Source organism: Priestia sp. AB (assembly GCF_028369225.1).
GTDB classification, from domain to species: Bacteria; Bacillota; Bacilli; order Bacillales; family Bacillaceae_H; genus Priestia; species Priestia megaterium.
On record NZ_JAQMYN010000002.1, the window covers coordinates 254,771 to 271,540 of the forward strand.

General features: G+C 37.5%; 17 protein-coding genes. 5 read left to right on the forward strand and 12 right to left on the reverse strand.

Annotated elements, in window-relative coordinates; translation table 11 throughout:
* Nucleotides 1-93 precede the first annotated feature (93 nt).
* On the reverse strand, nucleotides 94-1,017 hold the full coding sequence (locus POF52_RS07525; protein WP_034653307.1) for an oxidoreductase: 924 nt from the start codon (nucleotides 1,015-1,017) through the stop codon (nucleotides 94-96).
* 153 nt (nucleotides 1,018-1,170) lie between these two features.
* Entirely contained in the window at nucleotides 1,171-1,542 is a 372-nt protein-coding gene (locus tag POF52_RS07530) for a thiol-disulfide oxidoreductase DCC family protein (protein ID WP_013082413.1), read from the reverse strand.
* Nucleotides 1,543-1,954: 412 nt separating this feature from the next.
* Here POF52_RS07530 and POF52_RS07535 point away from each other — a divergent pair, with 412 nt between their 5' ends.
* Both POF52_RS07535 and POF52_RS07540 read left to right on the forward strand, forming a co-directional pair.
* Nucleotides 1,955-3,178 carry an MFS transporter gene (locus tag POF52_RS07535; protein ID WP_034653309.1) on the forward strand — a complete coding sequence of 408 codons (1,224 nt, stop codon included), beginning with the start codon at nucleotides 1,955-1,957 and terminating at the stop codon, nucleotides 3,176-3,178.
* A 118-nt stretch (nucleotides 3,179-3,296) separates the two neighbouring features.
* A complete protein-coding gene (locus POF52_RS07540; protein WP_080743092.1) occupies nucleotides 3,297-3,476 on the forward strand; it encodes a hypothetical protein in 180 nt (59 codons plus the stop codon).
* A gap of 17 nt (nucleotides 3,477-3,493) precedes the next feature.
* Here POF52_RS07540 and POF52_RS07545 read toward each other — a convergent pair whose 3' ends face one another.
* The 9 genes from POF52_RS07545 to POF52_RS07585 form a co-directional block, all read right to left on the reverse strand.
* Nucleotides 3,494-4,726, reverse strand: coding sequence for a sugar efflux transporter (locus tag POF52_RS07545; RefSeq protein ID WP_271991535.1), 1,233 nt, complete (start codon nucleotides 4,724-4,726; stop codon nucleotides 3,494-3,496).
* A 103-nt stretch (nucleotides 4,727-4,829) separates the two neighbouring features.
* A complete protein-coding gene (galU, locus tag POF52_RS07550) occupies nucleotides 4,830-5,738 on the reverse strand; it encodes a UTP--glucose-1-phosphate uridylyltransferase GalU (protein WP_095379879.1) in 909 nt (302 codons plus the stop codon).
* A 46-nt stretch (nucleotides 5,739-5,784) separates the two neighbouring features.
* Nucleotides 5,785-6,987, reverse strand: coding sequence for a macrolide family glycosyltransferase (locus POF52_RS07555; RefSeq protein ID WP_057241867.1), 1,203 nt, complete (start codon nucleotides 6,985-6,987; stop codon nucleotides 5,785-5,787).
* 287 nt (nucleotides 6,988-7,274) lie between these two features.
* Nucleotides 7,275-8,720 carry a glycosyl hydrolase family 18 protein gene (locus POF52_RS07560; protein ID WP_271991541.1) on the reverse strand — a complete coding sequence of 482 codons (1,446 nt, stop codon included), beginning with the start codon at nucleotides 8,718-8,720 and terminating at the stop codon, nucleotides 7,275-7,277.
* 217 nt (nucleotides 8,721-8,937) lie between these two features.
* Entirely contained in the window at nucleotides 8,938-9,159 is a 222-nt protein-coding gene (locus tag POF52_RS07565; protein ID WP_045294391.1) for a spore germination protein, read from the reverse strand.
* 84 nt (nucleotides 9,160-9,243) lie between these two features.
* Nucleotides 9,244-10,098, reverse strand: coding sequence for a DUF1206 domain-containing protein (locus tag POF52_RS07570; RefSeq protein ID WP_271991546.1), 855 nt, complete (start codon nucleotides 10,096-10,098; stop codon nucleotides 9,244-9,246).
* A gap of 35 nt (nucleotides 10,099-10,133) precedes the next feature.
* Nucleotides 10,134-11,636: a cardiolipin synthase gene (gene cls / locus POF52_RS07575; protein ID WP_271991548.1), complete on the reverse strand. Its 1,503-nt coding sequence runs from the start codon at nucleotides 11,634-11,636 to the stop codon at nucleotides 10,134-10,136.
* 257 nt (nucleotides 11,637-11,893) lie between these two features.
* Nucleotides 11,894-12,448, reverse strand: a complete 555-nt coding sequence (locus POF52_RS07580) for a hypothetical protein (protein WP_271991551.1) — start codon at nucleotides 12,446-12,448, stop codon at nucleotides 11,894-11,896.
* A gap of 158 nt (nucleotides 12,449-12,606) precedes the next feature.
* Nucleotides 12,607-13,002, reverse strand: coding sequence for a ribosomal maturation YjgA family protein (locus POF52_RS07585; RefSeq protein WP_271991554.1), 396 nt, complete (start codon nucleotides 13,000-13,002; stop codon nucleotides 12,607-12,609).
* Nucleotides 13,003-13,225: 223 nt separating this feature from the next.
* Here POF52_RS07585 and POF52_RS07590 point away from each other — a divergent pair, with 223 nt between their 5' ends.
* The 3 genes from POF52_RS07590 to POF52_RS07600 all read left to right on the forward strand — a co-directional run bounded on the left by POF52_RS07590 (nucleotide 13,226) and on the right by POF52_RS07600 (nucleotide 16,133).
* Nucleotides 13,226-14,269, forward strand: coding sequence for a fatty acid desaturase (locus POF52_RS07590; protein ID WP_074678264.1), 1,044 nt, complete (start codon nucleotides 13,226-13,228; stop codon nucleotides 14,267-14,269).
* 122 nt (nucleotides 14,270-14,391) lie between these two features.
* Nucleotides 14,392-15,534: a sensor histidine kinase gene (locus tag POF52_RS07595; protein ID WP_016763521.1), complete on the forward strand. Its 1,143-nt coding sequence runs from the start codon at nucleotides 14,392-14,394 to the stop codon at nucleotides 15,532-15,534.
* Complete coding sequence (locus POF52_RS07600) at nucleotides 15,531-16,133, forward strand: response regulator transcription factor (RefSeq protein ID WP_013056197.1); 603 nt, start codon at nucleotides 15,531-15,533, stop codon at nucleotides 16,131-16,133. The genes POF52_RS07595 and POF52_RS07600 overlap by 4 nt, the downstream gene beginning before the upstream one ends.
* A gap of 33 nt (nucleotides 16,134-16,166) precedes the next feature.
* On the opposite strand, the gene POF52_RS07605 is transcribed toward POF52_RS07600, so the two are convergent.
* The gene (locus POF52_RS07605; RefSeq protein ID WP_074678266.1) at nucleotides 16,167-16,691 is read right to left on the reverse strand and encodes a cupin domain-containing protein; all 525 of its coding nucleotides are present in this window, start codon (nucleotides 16,689-16,691) and stop codon (nucleotides 16,167-16,169) included.
* Nucleotides 16,692-16,770: the final 79 nt, after the last annotated feature.

The following is a 16,770-nucleotide window of genomic DNA, read 5'->3' on the forward strand; positions in this document are numbered from 1 at the left end:
ATGTAGAATAACATAAAGAATTAAATAAGTAAATATAACGTTATAATGTTTTGATTCAAAAAAAGATAAAAAGCGACCAATAGCCGCTGGTTTTTACCTTTTCTTGAATATATATGTCACTTTTGTTAACTCTTCCGATGCGCTCCATAGTTTTTCTGCTACGTCCGGTTTAAATAAAACGTCTCCCATCATATCTTTTACAGGATATCCTTTTTTAGCATCTTTTCCGTCCGGCCCAATATACGCACCGCCTTCTATTGCTTCAGTGGCTGCGTAAAGGGTAGGCAGCGCGCCCATTTCTGCAGATTGACTAAATAGCTTGACCAAAAGCTTCAACAAAGCGTTTGGCTCTTTGCCTGAACCGCGTGATAATAGGTTAGTATTCGAAATGCCTGGATGCACCGCCGCACTAATTGTCGTTGATCCCGCTGCTTCTAAACGTTTTTGCAATTCTTTTGCAAACAACAGGTTGGCGAGTTTACTTTGTCTATAGAACTTCATTGGACTGTAGCCTTTTTCCCCGTCTAGATTATCAAAATAGATTTCTCCAGAATTAGCAGCTATACTGCTTACCGTTACGACTCGTGAATGTGGAGTTTCCATTAGCAAAGGAAGAAGCAAACCCGTCAATGCAAAATGCCCTAAATGATTACAGCCAAACTGCAGTTCAAATCCATCTTTTGTTTTACTGTGAGGCGGCACCATCACGCCTGCATTATTAATGAGAAGATTCAAAGACGAGTATTGTTGAAGAAATTGATTGGTGAAATGTCGAATAGAGATCAAGTCACTGAGATCTAATGACATAATCGTCACTTTAGCATTCCCGTTAGCCGCTTTAATTCTCTTTTCAGCCTCTTTCCCTTTTGCTTCATTACGTACAGCAAGAATGATTTCTGCTCCGCGCGCAGCTAGAGCCTTTGCAGCTTCAAATCCAATACCGCTGTTTCCTCCCGTTATAAGGGCTGTTTTTCCCGTTACATCGGGCATTCGTTCAGCTGTCCATTTTGTTATCATATAAGTTCTCCCTTTCAGCTATAGCTGTTTTTCTAGAATTTACGCGTCTAAGTCACACTAAATTAACGTTTTTTAAAATTAAAGTATGTATAAAGTATAATGTCTTCAAAACAAAAGGAACAAGCTTTTTCAAAGCTTGTCCCTTTTATATATTTATGTGGTTCGCGGAGAATCGTAGCGCCCAAACCAGTCGTACCGGTTTGTGGAGACCCACTTGTATAGCGGGCTAAAGGCTTTGTTCATCAATGGTAAATGCAAAAGCACACCTATTGGAAATGTAAGAGGCAAAACAGCTAAAAGGCGTCTGACCGTTTCAAATCCTGCTAGAACTTCTCCTTTTTTGGTCACCATATGAATTTGATCATATAAGTCTCTTCCTTCTTCTTTTAAGTAACTATACTCCGTTCGTTCAATGTATTGAACTGGAATCCACTGGATTCGGTTGGTCCAGTCCAGCGCTTTAATTATTTTTTTTACGTTGTAACATAAAGGACATTGCGCATCAAAAAATACTTTGTGTTTCATTGTTTCCACCTTTCTTCTTTTGTTTCTTTTTCCTTAATTTATAAATACCCTTTTCTCCTTTTTAATAACCACTATTAGGAGGCACTTCTTGTGCAGCCTGGCTTTAAAGTGAACATTTTTTGCGGGTTTCTTTTGTGAATCCGCAAAAGAAGACAGGATTTTTTTATAAAATATCACTTTTTTGGTTTAAAGCACTAAAAACATGTTAGAATAGATTTCATATTGATTTGAAGCACTGGGCATTTAGTCACATACTAAAAAGGACGAAATAGATGTAATGATAAAAGATAAAGGTAATGTCTTCATAAACTTATCATGGAAGTAGGTTTATAAATAACGAAGAAAAAAGGAGGAACGGGTGATTACTTTTATCCAGTTCATATAAGCTTTTTTACGTAAGGATGTGTAAACGATGAAAAATAAGTACATGCTGTCAGCTTCAGGTATGTATATTAACTACTTTCTACTGGGCATGGTCAATATCATGCTTGCATCAAATATGTCATTTTTGACAAAACAATTAAATACCGACGGTGCTGGAATCAGCTATATCATTTCTGCTATCGGAATTGGAAAATTGCTTTCGTATTCTCTATCAGGCGTCTTGTCTGATAAAGTTGGACGAAAGCCTTTGATTATTGTTTCGTCTCTGACGATGGCGATTTTTTTAATTGGCATTCCATTATCGCCAAATTATCAAACAGCCTTTATCTTTGCTATTATCGCTGGTATTGCAAACTCTGCTATGGATGCTGGAACGTACCCTGCTTTGATTGAGGTCTTTCCTAAATCTTCAGGTTCAGCCAGTGTTCTTGTAAAAGCATTTATTTCTGCAGGAGCGGCACTTTTGCCGTTTATGATTGCCTTTTTTGCAGATCGTGATTTGTTTTATGGGTATGCTTTTTTTCTTCCTGCTCTTATTTATTTACTAAATATGATCTTTATGTTCAAACTGCCTTTTCCCAATCATAAACGCGAACAGAGTACAGTTCAACAGCTAAATACAGCAGAGAATAAATTTATCTCTGCTCCTAAAATGAAACAAGAAGGAATTGCTCTTATTGTGATTGGATTTACTTCTACAGCGCTTTTTACGGTGGCTCAAATTTGGCTCCCTACTTATGGTCAACAAGTATTAGGTATGGCTGAAAGCAGCTCAGTCCGCCTTTTAAGCTACTACAGCATCGGAGCTTTAATCTCTGTTTTAGTATTAGCTGTATTATTAAGCAAAGTGCTTCGTCCTGTAACGGTTATTCTCGTTTACCCGATGATTACCCTTATAGCCGTACTTACGCTTCTTTTTGTTAAAGTACCTGCTATTGCAATTGCAGCTGCTTTTTTCATGGGATTTTCTACGGCTGGGGTCTTTCAATTAGCGATTACTGTTATGACCGAGCTTTTCTGGAACAAAAAAGGAACGGTTACCGGAATTGTCGCGACGGCTGCTGGATTAGCTGCTATTTTATTGCCTTTAGCAACAGGGCTCATGTCTAAAACGGGACATATTTCAATTATCTTTATTTTTGATGCGATGCTCTCAGTAGTAGGTATGGCAGCGGCAGCTTTTGTTAATTACCGCTACCGCAAAATCTTAAATAAAAATCGCAGCGAACAAATTCAAGAAACAGCCTCATAAAAAAGAGGCGGGGGCAAAAATATTTTAGAGAAAGTAAAAAAAACGAACCATTAATCAATGGTTCGTTTTTTTTTGTTATGGTGAACGTATGTGTCATTTGTTTAGGTCCTTCTAGCAGTTGATTGGAGAGCAAGGCGAAAACTCCTGCGGGAAAAGTGGAACAGATGAGACCCCGCAGGAGCGCAAGCGACGAGGAGGCTCATCCGCCACCCGCGGAAAGCGAAGACTTGTACGGAAATCAACTGCGGTGGCACAAGCAGTCCAGCTCATGTACACTATTTGTCCGCCTTTAGATTGAATTAATTTGGTAATGTCTCAACCTCTTCTTAACTTTTCTTTTAAACTCATTTCCTCAGCTGATTTTTGCTTCATAAACAGGAACATCACACCTGAAATAACCGAGAAAACAGCTAAAATGTAAAAAGTAGAAGGCAGCGGAATCACGCTGACTAGCGACCCCATAGCTAAGCTACTGACAACTGCTGAAGTTTGTATAGCGGTCATATATGCCGTTGTGGCTAGTCCAATTTGATGCGGAGAGAGTGACTGAGCATACACCATTCCCACTCCCATTGTAGCGGACAGAATAAAAGCATAAAATACTTGAAGCACAATTAACCCACTCAGCGGTAGATGAAGGCTCGTTAAAATAAAATAAAGCACTTGGCAAGCAATTCCAATGATAAAGAATCGTTTAACTCCGATCTTATCAGAAAAATAGCCCCCTAACGGCATAAATACTAGCTCAAAAACAGATGTAACAGTAAAGAGAATCCCTACAATCGAAACGGATTGTTTTAACGTATCCGTTATGTAGAGTGGCAAATACATAGAACGCCCGGAATCACCCGCAAAAATGAAAAGAGCTGCTACGAATACAGCTATTAATACAGAAGGTATACCGGCCGCTTTTGAAGATCCATGAACTGAAGTTTGAGGCATACTGTCTTCTTTAAGCGCAAAAAGAACCCACCCTAAAGTTGCTAGCGATAACAACCCTGATAATAAAAATAAAAGAGTATACCCTCCATGGTCAATAATTAAAGCGCCAAGCATAGGTCCAAAAATATAGCCTTGTGAAAAAGCCATTCGCACGGTACCAGTAATCGTACCTGCCTGCGATTTGCTTTCTTGCTTTTTAACAATAAAATCATTCAGCAGGGCAAAGAAAAAAGAGAACGCATTAAACCCTCCTATAGCAAGTAAAACGAGTGCTATTGTATAAGAATGCGTAAACGCTAACGGCATTCTTGAAATGGTTCCAATCAGTAACGCCCAAATAATAAATGGCTTTCGTTTCCCCCATTTGTCTGATAACGAAGCTAAATAAAACGATACGACTAAACCAATAATGCTCATTGGCACAAATAAAAATCCTGCTTGAAAAGAAGTGGCATGCAATGTATTTGTTGCCCAAACCGTTAGATAAGGCATAAAGCCGCCAACAGATAATCCAATAATAAATAATGAAATAAAAATCGTTCGAAAATCCCGGTCTGTAAATACAATCTTTATGCCTGATACAAACGAATTTTCTGTTTTCGACATAAACTCATTTCAACCCTTTCTATCCAGCTGTCAAACGTTCCATTTCCGCAAAAAAATGCACCTTTCTTCAAGAAAAATTAGAAGAAAGGTGTGTAAATGAAGGTTATTTCCCAATTTGTACAGCAATTTTTTCTTTTTGTTCTTCTTTGCTGATAAGTTCTTTGAATTTGGTCAAAAGAGGTGCTTTTAATTCTTCATCTTTTAATGCAAAAGCAAGAGTCGTAAAAATAAAATCTAATTTTTCTCCTGCATCATAACGTTCGCCCTCGAATTCGTAAGCATAAATAGAACGGTCTATATTCATACGCTGAATAGCATCTGTCAGCTGAATTTCCCCGCCTTTTCCAGCTTCCTGCGTTTCAAGATAATCAAAAATGTCAGGTGTAAATACATAGCGTCCAATAATTCCTAAATTAGACGGAGCTTCTTCGAATGATGGTTTTTCTACAAAACCATTCACTTCGTATAACCGGTTTTCATTTGCTTTTGGATCTATAATCCCATAACGGTGAACGGATTCTTCCTCTACGCGCTGTACGCCGATAACCGATGATCCCGTTTGGTTATACTGGTCAATCAGCTGTTTTAAACAAGGCTGATCTGGGTCTGTTAAATCATCTCCAAGTAAAACTGCAAACGGTTCGTTTCCAATAAACTGTCGAGCACAGCCAATTGCATGGCCAAGGCCCTTCATTTCTTTTTGACGAACGTAATGAATATTCGCTAGTTCAGAGATATGCTCCATTTCTTCTAATAGTTCAGTTTTCCCCTTTTGATGAAGCAAGTGCTCCAGCTGAATATTGTGATCAAAATGATTTTCAATTGCTTGTTTCCCGTTTCCTGTAACAATTAAAATATCTTCGATTCCTGATTTTAAGGCTTCTTCTACAATAAATTGAATTACGGGTTTATTTACAATTGGAAGCATTTCTTTTGGGATAGATTTTGTAACGGGTAAAAAACGAGTACCTAACCCTGCTGCTGGTATAACTGCTTTTTTTATAGTCTGCATATTATATTTACTCCTCTCTGTTAGTTATCTAGCTGCCTTACATCTATTACGCTTTGACAGGCACCACATTGAAAATTTCTTTCACTCCTTGCTTGTATCCTCCCGCTGAGCGAAGTGATTCTCCAATTTGTTGTGCATGCTGTTTATATGTGTGAGTAGTTAAAACGTCGTTAACTGTCTTTTTGATTAGCTCAGCAGATACATTATTTTTATCTAATTTTACACCTGCTCCTAACTCCTGCACGCGATCGCCAACCATAAATTGATCCACTGCCATTGGAATAACGACAAGGGGCGTATCGTAGTATAACCCTTCACTGCTGCTGTTCATTCCGCCGTGAGTAATGAATAAATCCGCACGTTTTAAAATTTCTAGCTGCGGTACGTATTGTTTCACAACGAAGTTTTCTGGAATGTGTGCTAATTCTTCAGGTTTTGTATTTTTACCAATAGATAAAATAACTTTACCCTCAAAATCTTTTAATGCTTCTACACATAAGTTATAGATTTCTAGCTGCTGATTAAAAATAGTTCCCATAGAAACAAAAATAATTTTTTCATTTTCATTTTGTAAGTAAGAAGGATCTTCAATGTCTAATCGTTTAACAATTGAAGGACCAATAAACTTGTACTCACTCGTAAATTCAGATACGTTTGGCTGAAAGAATTCTGACGTAAATACTAGCGTAATATCCCCTGGATTCGACATAATGTCAATGGAATCTTTTAACTGAGTATTATATTGGTTGTTGAACTTATTTAATGATTTTTCGAATTGAGGATAAAAGGAAGATTGGTCAGGTTCTGTTTGACCACTTGGCATCATACAAGTTGCTAACTCCTTATTTAACGCAAATGTTGTACAAAGAGAAACCTTCGGAAGCTGAAGAAGGTCGGCCACAGCGGAACCTGCTAAAAGGTGATAATCATAAAGTACATAATCATATGTTTCATGTTTCGTTTCACTCATAATTTTAGTAATAATATTTTCAGATTCATTTAAAAACAAATTCATTATTTCATAGCGGTCATAAGACTCTTCGTTTGTCATCCGGTTGCTCATATCAAGACTTGGACGAAAATCTTCGTATTCACGAAATTCCGCGCCTGATTTCCGAATTTTTTCAGCATAGTCTTCAATGCCGTAATAAACGACCTTTTCCCCTTGAGCCATCAACTCTTTTACAATTCCTAAAGAAGGATTCACATGCCCTTCACCTGGAAAGCCTATTACTAATACTTTTCCCATAACATTCATTCCTTTCACTTAGTTAATAATTAAATTACTTAATTGTTCATTTAGTAAATTTATTGTATAGAAACTGAATTTACTATAAATTATCTTTATCGTAAAGTCATTAAGCGTTTCCAACTAAAAAAAGGTTAAATAGGCTCATTTTGGAATATAGTTATAAATTAACTCAAGAAAAACAAATATTGTAAAATTTATCTCGTTTGTAAATAGATGTATACGCTTCATTATGATGCAAATAAAAAACACACCTCACTAAATCAAGCAAGAGGTGTGTTTTTTATTTAAAAGTTGTATAACTCCCATATATCTGGGGTTTCTGAACCAATATACCAAGCTGCCGCCCCACCTAAGTGATAGTCATTAATTAATTTAACCCGGCGCTGCATAGATGCTTTGTCTTCGAGCCATATTTGATGCTTCGTACCATTTTCCGTGTATTCTACATAGTACTGTGAGGCTTGGCTATCCCATTTTTCAGCTAACTTTTTAGAAGAGATAACAGCTTCGGCTTCTTTCATCGTTAAGTCTTTGGTGACAACTTTTTTGGTCGATAGGTCCGTTTTCCATTCTCGCGTATAAAAAGGAACTCCCAGAAGGATTTTGTGTGCAGGTACATCTTTCATAAGAAGTTGTGTGCCTTCTTTCACCCAAGGCAGTGAAGCAATAGATCCTGGAACCTGACTTCCTCCCCAGTGTTCTTCATATCCCATCATAATGACATAGTCTGCCACTTGACCGATCTGTTTCCTATCAAAGCTTCCCGACCAAAAAGGATCATTATTTTCTCTTGTTACGTCTACTGAAATAGTCATACCATGAGGTTTTAACGCTGCTTTTAATTCTTTAATAAATAAAACAAAATCTTGTTTGTTTTTGATATTAATGTTTTCAAAGTCAACATTGATCCCATCGCTGTTTGTTTTTACTAGCGAACTTTCTATTGATAATACAAGCTTTTTCCGCTTTGCTTTATTGCTTAGCACTTCACTTGTAAGTACATCATCAAAATTGTTACCAATAAGCGGCCAGACTTTTTTGCCGTTTTTATGGGCCGTTTGAACATATGATTCATTTATAGAAGATGAAACAACTTTGTCATTCGACGTTAGCGTAAACCAACGAGGTGAAACAACGTCTAAATTCTTTTGCTTCATCGATTCTGTATATCCTGCTGTTTTTTCATTAAAGCTCCAACCCATAACTACAGGCTGATGCTTCTTTTGCACTAAATCAGATTTTTTGATCCAGCCCTTTTTCCCTTCCAAAAGCTGTACTTGTACATAGTAATCAGGAATAATAAGCGTTTGTCCGGGCTTAATATTTGTTGAGGATAGCTGATTTAACTTTGTTAATTCATTTGCTTTTACACCGTACTTTACGGAGACTTTCCAAAGCGTATCTCCTGATACTACTTTATGTAACAAGCCTTTTGGTGGTATTTTCAGCGTTTGCCCTGGAATCAGCTCCGTCTTTTTCAGCTGATTTTGTTTTATTAGATCACTGACTGTTACACCGTATTGCTTAGCTAGTAGCCATAGTGTATTTCCCGGCACTACCGTATGAGTAATAACCTGAGCTGCATCTCCAGCTTCAGATGAAATGACAGGAAATTCTTCTCCTTTTTTCACTGTCTGCATAACAGAAGAACGTAAGGAAGGAGAACGATATACGTTTACGTTGTCACCTTTGACAGTGCCCATTGAAGAAGCAGCGGCTCCTTTACTCATCGGGGCCAATCCTCCACTGAAAAGACAGAGAACGATCAGGCTCATACATATTTTCTTCATTTTATAATTTCGCCTCCCCACTTTTTGACATCACCTGTCTAGTTTACTACTCCTATAAGATAGAATCCTAGAGGTACATTGTGGTAAAGAAACGTCTGGGTATACGTAAAACTCAAATAAAAAAGCTTACCGTCCGATGACGATAAGCTTTCGTTTCTTATGCATTTCCCACTACATTTTGATCCTTAATATCCATATCAATTGTATTAGCGGTACTGGCACTGCTTGTAATATTCATAAAATTTCCTGTGTTCCCGCTGCCAGAACCGACTGTTGTAAAAGCTGTACTCTTTGGCTTAATAGCCAGACAATCACCAAACTCCACTGAAGATGAAACCAATACATTCGAGATATTTACGGCTCCTACTACCGATGGCATCTGCCTCTCCTCCTGTTCACTATCTATCTGTTATATGATATGAGCAGAAGGCCAAAAAGTAGCTTTTTCATCTTTTTAATTTTATTAAGGATCAATTCGTTTATACCTTGATTCTGCAAACATATATACTCCGTATGCCATAAGCCCGATTGATACGATAGCCAGCAGTACAGACCCAAAAGGCCGCTGTGCTACTTCAGCAAGGGCTCCATCTAACCCTTTCGTTTCGTCTGGGTCTGCTTGAAGAGCCGTGCGAATCAGAAAGAAGCCAATAATGCCAAAGACGATACTTCGAGCAATAATACCGGCTTTTCCAATATGCCCGCTCCATCGCCACTCTTCTTTTGACATTTCGTTTTTCTTTAGTTTTTTTAGGAAGCGTCCTGAAAGAGCCCAATATACTTGTCCAATCCCAAAGATAATAACGCCGATACCTGTAAGCGCAATGATGGTTTGCCCAAAGGGATAAGATAACAACTTGGCTGATACCGTTTGATAATGCTTACCTGACGTATGAACGTGAGCATGAAGCAAAATTTTTACCGAACTCACACAAAGACTAATATAAAACGTGGCTACCACTAAATAGCCTAAACGAGTAAAAACGCCTTTTACCCCATGCCCAACGTGGTGAGGATCAAAAATAGCAGAAATGATTTGCCAAAACGCATATCCACTTAAACCTACTGCCAAAATAATTAAAATTAAAAATCCAAACGGCTGCTTTGCAATGGTGTGTAGGGCTCCTTGAGAAGTAACTAAATCGCCTTTTAATCCGAAAGCTGTCTGAATTGCTAATATACCTATGATAAAATAGACCACACCTTGAGCCACATGACCAAACCGTGAAAAACGCTCGACAAATGGCTTAGTACGTTCTTTTAAGCGATGTAACTTTCGACCAAACGTATCTTTTTTAACAAATGGAGATTCACCCATACGTTTCCTCCTGCTTTTTGAAAACAAACTTTATTTTATAAAACACCTGAAAATAAGCGAGCAAATGATTCTTTCGAACGTTCTACTAAGCTTCGCTTGTAAAATGCTACTGGTTTGATCAAATGACTGTCTTCAATATCTTCTTCGTAATTTTTGATGAGCGTTTGAATCGTCTCTCCTTCAATTAAAAATGCATTAACTTCAAAGTTCAGATGAAAACTTCTCATATCCATATTTGCAGTACCGACCGAAGCCATGTCTCCGTCTATAATCACAATTTTTTGATGCAAAAACCCTTTTCTATACGAATATACTTCAATTCCACAGCGAAGAAGTTCAGCAAAATATGACCTCGTTCCATATTGAGTCAGAAAGCCATCATTAATTTCTGGTACCATAATCCGTACCTCTACACCTTTTCTAGCCGCAATACGAAGGGCGGTTCTTATGGCTTCATTTGGAACAAAATAAGGAGTTGAAATCCAGATTGATTTCGTCGCGCTTGTAATCATAGTATAGTAATAATCACTCATATTTTCCTGCGTATCCGGCCCTGTCGCCACCACTTGCACAAAGCCTTCTCCTTCGACAGGATGAGGCTTTGTATACGCTTCATTGTTAATTAAGCATTCTCCAGAAACGTATTCCCAATCGAACATAAAGATCGAATGCAAAGTTTGAACAGATTCTCCTTTTAGCATCAGATGAGTATCTCTCCAAAAACCAATTTTTTTGTTTTTTCCTAGATACTCATCCCCAACATTCAATCCCCCTACAAAACCTACTTCCCCGTCAATTACGACTATTTTACGGTGGTTTCGAAAGTTAAATTTTTGATTGAAAAATCCATACTTAATAGGTAAGAAAGGCTGCACTTCTATATTCGCTTTTTTCATTCGTTTAATATCTGAACCCGATAGTGTAAAACTTCCCATTGTATCGAATGTAAAGCGCACTTCTATACCTTCGCTTGCTTTTTTTATTAAAATATCAATGATTTCTTTTCCTAGAGAATCTGAGTGAAACATATAGTATTCCATATGAATAAACTGTTTTGCTGATTGCAAATGCTTTTTGATTTCATTAAACGTTTCTTGCCCGTTCTTAAGGACGTAGGTTTTTGTATGAACATTCATCTTCGTCAAAGATACACATTGAAGATACTGAGCAAAGTAACGCTGGTGAGATTGAAGCGGCGATAGATCAGGCGTCGTTTCTTTGTCTGCCATCTTTCTAAGCATCTCTCGGTTATGCATACGCTTTTTTTTAAACATATGCCCCTTTAAATAGAGCTGTCCTGAATACAAATAAAAGAAAAAGCCTGCAACAGGGAAGAAAAAGAGGACATACATCCAAACCAACGTACTTTCAGGCGTTCGATTTTCAAGCATAAGTGAATACATACAAATGAAAATGATGACCCCATATAATCCAACTAAGGCATACTTCCAATGAACATCAATAGAGGTAAAAAAGAAAGCATAAATGGAAAGTAAAATAATAAATAAAAAAATAAAGTCCAACCGGCGTTTTTTCATAAAAGCTCTCCTAAAAACAAACTGTATTGTATCACTTGTCTATCTTTCATATGAGGTAGTATATGGAATACACAGAATTCTTATCATGCACGCTACATAAATTGTACATATATTTGCACAAAAAGCAGTTTAGCCGCTTAAGCAACTAAACTGAACTACCTCAGACAAGCATCATTCATATACCTATACCCTGGATGGTAAAACAAAAAACCTCCTTACGGGGAGGTTTTTTGTTTTACACGCATGACGATGTCTTTTTATGAGTTGGTATAACCGGACTCTTTTTCTTTTTTAGGCCAAACGAAATTAGAAAGAGATAATAAGAAATCAATTCCTACAATAACTGTCCAAAATTCCACTACATTTTGCAGCACGTTGGTTTTTCCATCTGGTACTATATACATCATCGCCGCTAAAAGAGCTGCTCCAATAGCGTAAGCAACAAGATGCTGTAGCCATGACTTAAAATAATGCTTTGCATATTCTTTTCCATAGCGCCTATGAGGTTTTTCTCCGCTTTTCATCACATAATATTGAAAGCGTTCGTCTGCCCATTGAATCATACTTTTTCCAAAAGCGATCGAAATTCCAATATACACGGCTGCAATAGCGTGAGCATACGTCGCTGTAGCACCTCCGTAAAGGTCTACGCTCGTCACAATCAGAAGAAAAAAATCAACAACAGGTGTTAGAGCTAAAATAAAAAAACTGAGCTTTTGTTTTTTAAACATATACCTTGCTGCTAATCCTAAAACGATGACTATCCAAAAAGCGATTTCACATGCAATAATCATCCAGGCTATTAAGTTCAAATAATCCCCTCTCTTCCTCTCCTTCAACGAATAGACAATTGGTTTTAAGTAAAAAATTTTTATGCATAAATTTATTTTTATGTATATACATCCTGCTTCATAACCTTACGGCTTATTCCATCCTCAGCTGAGTTCTAAGATTCGTTGAACCGTATTTGCTAGGCGGATCTTTTAAATCGATGTCTATAATACTCCCAGCTCATTCCTACCCCGACTCCAATCGAATAAGCTAGTATATCGCTCCATAAGAAGCCATACCCCAGAATGAGCCCTCCTAGCGGAGTCTTTCTTATGTCATCAATCCACCGAGCGTGATACAGCTGTGTAAATTCAATGAAGTAACAAAACACTATAGCAAACATACCAATCATTTTTGTCCTCCATGCAGGAAACAAAAAACCCGCGCTGACAAAAATCATTAAGGCCCATAACGAATCTCCCGCATATATATTTACGATGTGAGGAAGATACGCGGTAAGTTTTCTTGATAAAAGGCCTGCTCCCATGATCACAAAAGCTAGAAGAAGATATACCCATCTATTTCTTTTATTCATTTCAAACTCCTTTTTTCTTCTTAAATACTCCGTAGCAATAAGCCTTCACTGTATAATTTTATCAGAACTGCAGACTGTTAAATACCGCTTTTTTTCATTTTTTACAGCTTCCCCCTACGTATATATGACAACTGTCATAGTTTCTATATGACACGTATGTCTTAAATAGTCAGAAAAATCTCTTTATACTGAGGGTAATATACGGTGATGAAAGGAATTTCATATGACTATACAAAAACAAAAAAATTTACGAAAACAAGTTGCACCTTTTGAAAAAGCAGTAATGAAAGACAGCATAAGACAATTGATTAATACTTTTTTACCTTTTTTCACACTGTGGTTTCTCGCTTATGAGAGCCTTTCAATTTCTTATTTTTTAGCATTTCCGCTAACTGTTATCGCAGCAGGATTTTTAGTAAGAATATTCATTATTTTTCATGACTGTTGTCACTACTCTTTCTTTAAGAGTAGACAACACAATAAAATTCTCGGAACCATTACCGGTGTCTTAACGATGTTCCCTTACAGTCAATGGGGACATAGCCATGCAATTCACCATGCAACAAGCAGCAACTTAGATAAAAGAGGTACGGGTGACATTTGGGTGTTAACCGTAACAGAATATAAAGAAGCTTCTATTTGGAAAAAAATCGCTTACCGTATCTATCGCAATCCGTTCATTATGTTCGGCGTGGGACCTATATATGTATTTTTGATTACAAACCGATTCAATCAAAAAAATGCGAAGAAACAAGAAAGAATGAATACGTATCTTACAAATGTATTGATCGTTGCATTAGCAGCAGCGACCTGCTGGTTGGTAGGTTGGCAGGCGTTCCTATTAATTCAAGGACCGATTTTCTTCATTTCAGGTTCAATTGGAATTTGGCTGTTTTATGTACAGCATCAGTTTGAAGATTCTTATTTTGAAGAAGATGAGCACTGGGATTATGTAAAAGCAGCCGTTGAAGGAAGTTCATTTTACAAGCTTCCAAAACTATTGCAATGGCTAACAGGCAATATTGGGTTTCACCATGTACATCATTTAAGCCCAAGAGTGCCCAACTATAAGCTTGAAGCTGTTCATCAACACACACAGCCTCTTCAAAATGTACCAACCATTACACTCGCAACAAGTCTTCGCTCTCTTCGATTCCGTCTATGGGATGAAGAAAACAAAATGTTTGTGAGCTTTAAAGAAATAAAAACACGCTCAGCTACACCAAAAGCAAGCAGAATTTCATCTCAAACAAAAGCAGAACTTTAATAAAATAAAACAAAACAGTCAAGCTTTCAAAAGCTTGACTGTTTTATCTATCTCTCTAAACTTATTTCGTTCTACTTTGTGGTAAACTAATAGTGTATTTTAACAAGTAAACGAGGTTCTTTATGAAAAAATATACGTTTTTCCAAAAAATCACTGGGCTATCTCCTTACATATGGACGGTATTTGTCATTCTACCATTTTATTTTATTTTACAGTCTTCATCCATGAATCACATTATTGTTGGTTCGTTACTCACCATCTTATTTTTTATTTTCTATCGTTTTGCGTTTGTTTCAACAGGCAAGTCCGTTTACGTATGGACGGCTTTGTTAATCGTTATTTCCTTAGCCCTGACAACTATTTTCAATTATATTTACTTTGCCTTTTACTTTGCTTTTTTTATCGCTTATTTTATTGGAAATATCCAAAAACGACTCGCTTTCTTCACTTTGTATGCTGTTCATTTAATTAGCACCGTTATTTCTGTAAACTTTAACGTTGTTATGCAAGAGGAGATCTTTTTAAAACAGCTGCCTTTCATTTTTGTAATTTCCATCAGTGTGATTGTACTGCCATTTAGCATTTATAATCGGAAGAAGCGAGACCGTCTGGAAGAACAGCTTGAAGATGCAAATAAACGTATTTCTGAGCTTGTAAAACAGGAAGAACGCCAGCGGATAGCTCGCGATCTGCACGATACGTTAGGACAAAAGCTGTCTCTTATCGGTCTAAAAAGTGATTTAGCAAGAAAACTTATTACAAAAGATCCTGAAAAAGCAAAATCAGAATTAAAAGATGTCCAGCAAACAGCGCGCACGGCTCTTAATGAAGTGAGAAACATGGTTTCTCAAATGCGTGGAATCCGCCTTAGTGAAGAACTAAAACGCGTTCAAGAGCTTTTAGAAGCTGCCGAAATTAAGTTTGTAGGAGAAGAGGCCATTTCATTAGAGAATGTATCGTTGCTCATTGAAAATATTCTTAGCATGTGCTTAAAAGAAGCAGTAACCAATGTGGTCAAACATAGTCAAGCCACCGTTTGCACGATTACTTTACATCAGTCTGCAAAAGAAGTAGGCATAACGGTAGAGGACAATGGAATTGGTATCAATACGAAGAAAACCTGCTGGAAAGGAAACGGTCTTTTAGGAATGAAAGAACGGCTGGAGTTTGTAAACGGCCATCTTGATATCTCCAGTCAAGGGGGGACGATTATTCATATTACAGTTCCAAACATCGTTAAACATATTAAGGAGGAACAATTATGATTCGAATTGTCATTGCCGAAGATCAGCAAATGATGTTAGGGGCTTTAGGCTCTTTGTTAAATTTAGAGGATGACATGGAAGTTGTCGGAAAAGCTTCAAATGGGGAACAAGCCGTATCACTTGCTAAGCAGCACCAGCCAGATATATGCGTAATGGATATCGAGATGCCTCTTAAAACTGGGCTTGAAGCTGCAGAGGAACTGAAAGATTTAAACTGCAAAGTCATCATTTTGACAACATTCGCTCGCTCCGGCTATTTTCAAAGAGCTTTGAAAGCCGGCGTAAGCGGATACTTGCTAAAAGATAGTCCGAGTGAAGAACTCGCAAATTCCATTCGAAGCGTGATGGCAGGCAGACGCCTCTATGCTCCAGAATTAGTGGATGACTTATATAGTGAATCTACCAGTCCTCTTACAGCTAGAGAGAAAGAAGTATTAGCTCTAGTAGCTGATGGAAAAAACACAAAAGAAATTGCTGACGAACTATCTATTAAGACTGGAACGGTGCGCAATTATATTTCTACCATTCTAGACAAACTTGAAGTAAAGAACCGCATTGAAGCCATTACTCGCTTTAAGGAAAAAGGCTGGTTCAAATGAAAAAAGCATGCATCAAACCGAGATGCATGCTTTTCAATCATTTGGCAATTTATCGTACCCTAATTTGTCGATGATCACAACATGCTCGGGGAATTCATCAAGCAGCTGCTGTTTTGTGAATAATTCAAAGTCACGGAAATCAAAACCTGGTGCGACCATGCATCCAACGAGAGAAAACGTATTCTCATTTGCCACAGAGGAACCAAAAATCGTATCTCTTGGAACTAAAAATTGAGGAACTTCTCCATTTTCTAAGTTTGTACCTAGTTTTACTTCTTGATAGGTTCCGTCGCGGTAAATAATATGAATGGTTAAAGGACTTCCCCCATGATAGTACCATAGTTCATCTGATTGCAGCCGGTGGAAATGCGATACATCTTGAGACCTTAATAAAAAGTAAATACTCGTGTATAGAAAGCGTTTATCATCAAACTGCGATGACACTTCTTTATCAGAAATTTCATCATTGGAGCGATAGGTTTGTTTATAAAACCCTCCTTCTGGATGAGGCTGAAGCCCGAGCTTTGAAATCCAATATTCCCACTTATGTAAATCCATTACGTTCCTTCCCTTCCTTTTTCTTTTATCATTAACTACATCATAGTAAATCATTCTTTCTAACACAACAAACGGCTTC

What these genes read in the sequence shown, in the direction of transcription:
- POF52_RS07525 (WP_034653307.1), bottom strand. Translation starts at nt 1,017, where the DNA reads ATGATAACAAAATGGACAGCTGAACGAATGCCCGATGTAACGGGAAAA.
- POF52_RS07530 (WP_013082413.1), bottom strand. Translation starts at nt 1,542, where the DNA reads ATGAAACACAAAGTATTTTTTGATGCGCAATGTCCTTTATGTTACAAC.
- POF52_RS07535 (WP_034653309.1), top strand. Translation starts at nt 1,955, where the DNA reads ATGAAAAATAAGTACATGCTGTCAGCTTCAGGTATGTATATTAACTAC.
- POF52_RS07545 (WP_271991535.1), bottom strand. Translation starts at nt 4,726, where the DNA reads ATGTCGAAAACAGAAAATTCGTTTGTATCAGGCATAAAGATTGTATTT.
- galU (WP_095379879.1), bottom strand. Translation starts at nt 5,738, where the DNA reads ATGCAGACTATAAAAAAAGCAGTTATACCAGCAGCAGGGTTAGGTACT.
- POF52_RS07555 (WP_057241867.1), bottom strand. Translation starts at nt 6,987, where the DNA reads ATGGGAAAAGTATTAGTAATAGGCTTTCCAGGTGAAGGGCATGTGAAT.
- POF52_RS07560 (WP_271991541.1), bottom strand. Translation starts at nt 8,720, where the DNA reads ATGAGTAAAGGAGCCGCTGCTTCTTCAATGGGCACTGTCAAAGGTGAC.
- POF52_RS07565 (WP_045294391.1), bottom strand. Translation starts at nt 9,159, where the DNA reads ATGCCATCGGTAGTAGGAGCCGTAAATATCTCGAATGTATTGGTTTCA.
- POF52_RS07570 (WP_271991546.1), bottom strand. Translation starts at nt 10,098, where the DNA reads ATGGGTGAATCTCCATTTGTTAAAAAAGATACGTTTGGTCGAAAGTTA.
- cls (WP_271991548.1), bottom strand. Translation starts at nt 11,636, where the DNA reads ATGAAAAAACGCCGGTTGGACTTTATTTTTTTATTTATTATTTTACTT.
- POF52_RS07585 (WP_271991554.1), bottom strand. Translation starts at nt 13,002, where the DNA reads ATGAATAAAAGAAATAGATGGGTATATCTTCTTCTAGCTTTTGTGATC.
- POF52_RS07590 (WP_074678264.1), top strand. Translation starts at nt 13,226, where the DNA reads ATGACTATACAAAAACAAAAAAATTTACGAAAACAAGTTGCACCTTTT.
- POF52_RS07595 (WP_016763521.1), top strand. Translation starts at nt 14,392, where the DNA reads ATGAAAAAATATACGTTTTTCCAAAAAATCACTGGGCTATCTCCTTAC.
- POF52_RS07600 (WP_013056197.1), top strand. Translation starts at nt 15,531, where the DNA reads ATGATTCGAATTGTCATTGCCGAAGATCAGCAAATGATGTTAGGGGCT.
- POF52_RS07605 (WP_074678266.1), bottom strand. Translation starts at nt 16,691, where the DNA reads ATGGATTTACATAAGTGGGAATATTGGATTTCAAAGCTCGGGCTTCAG.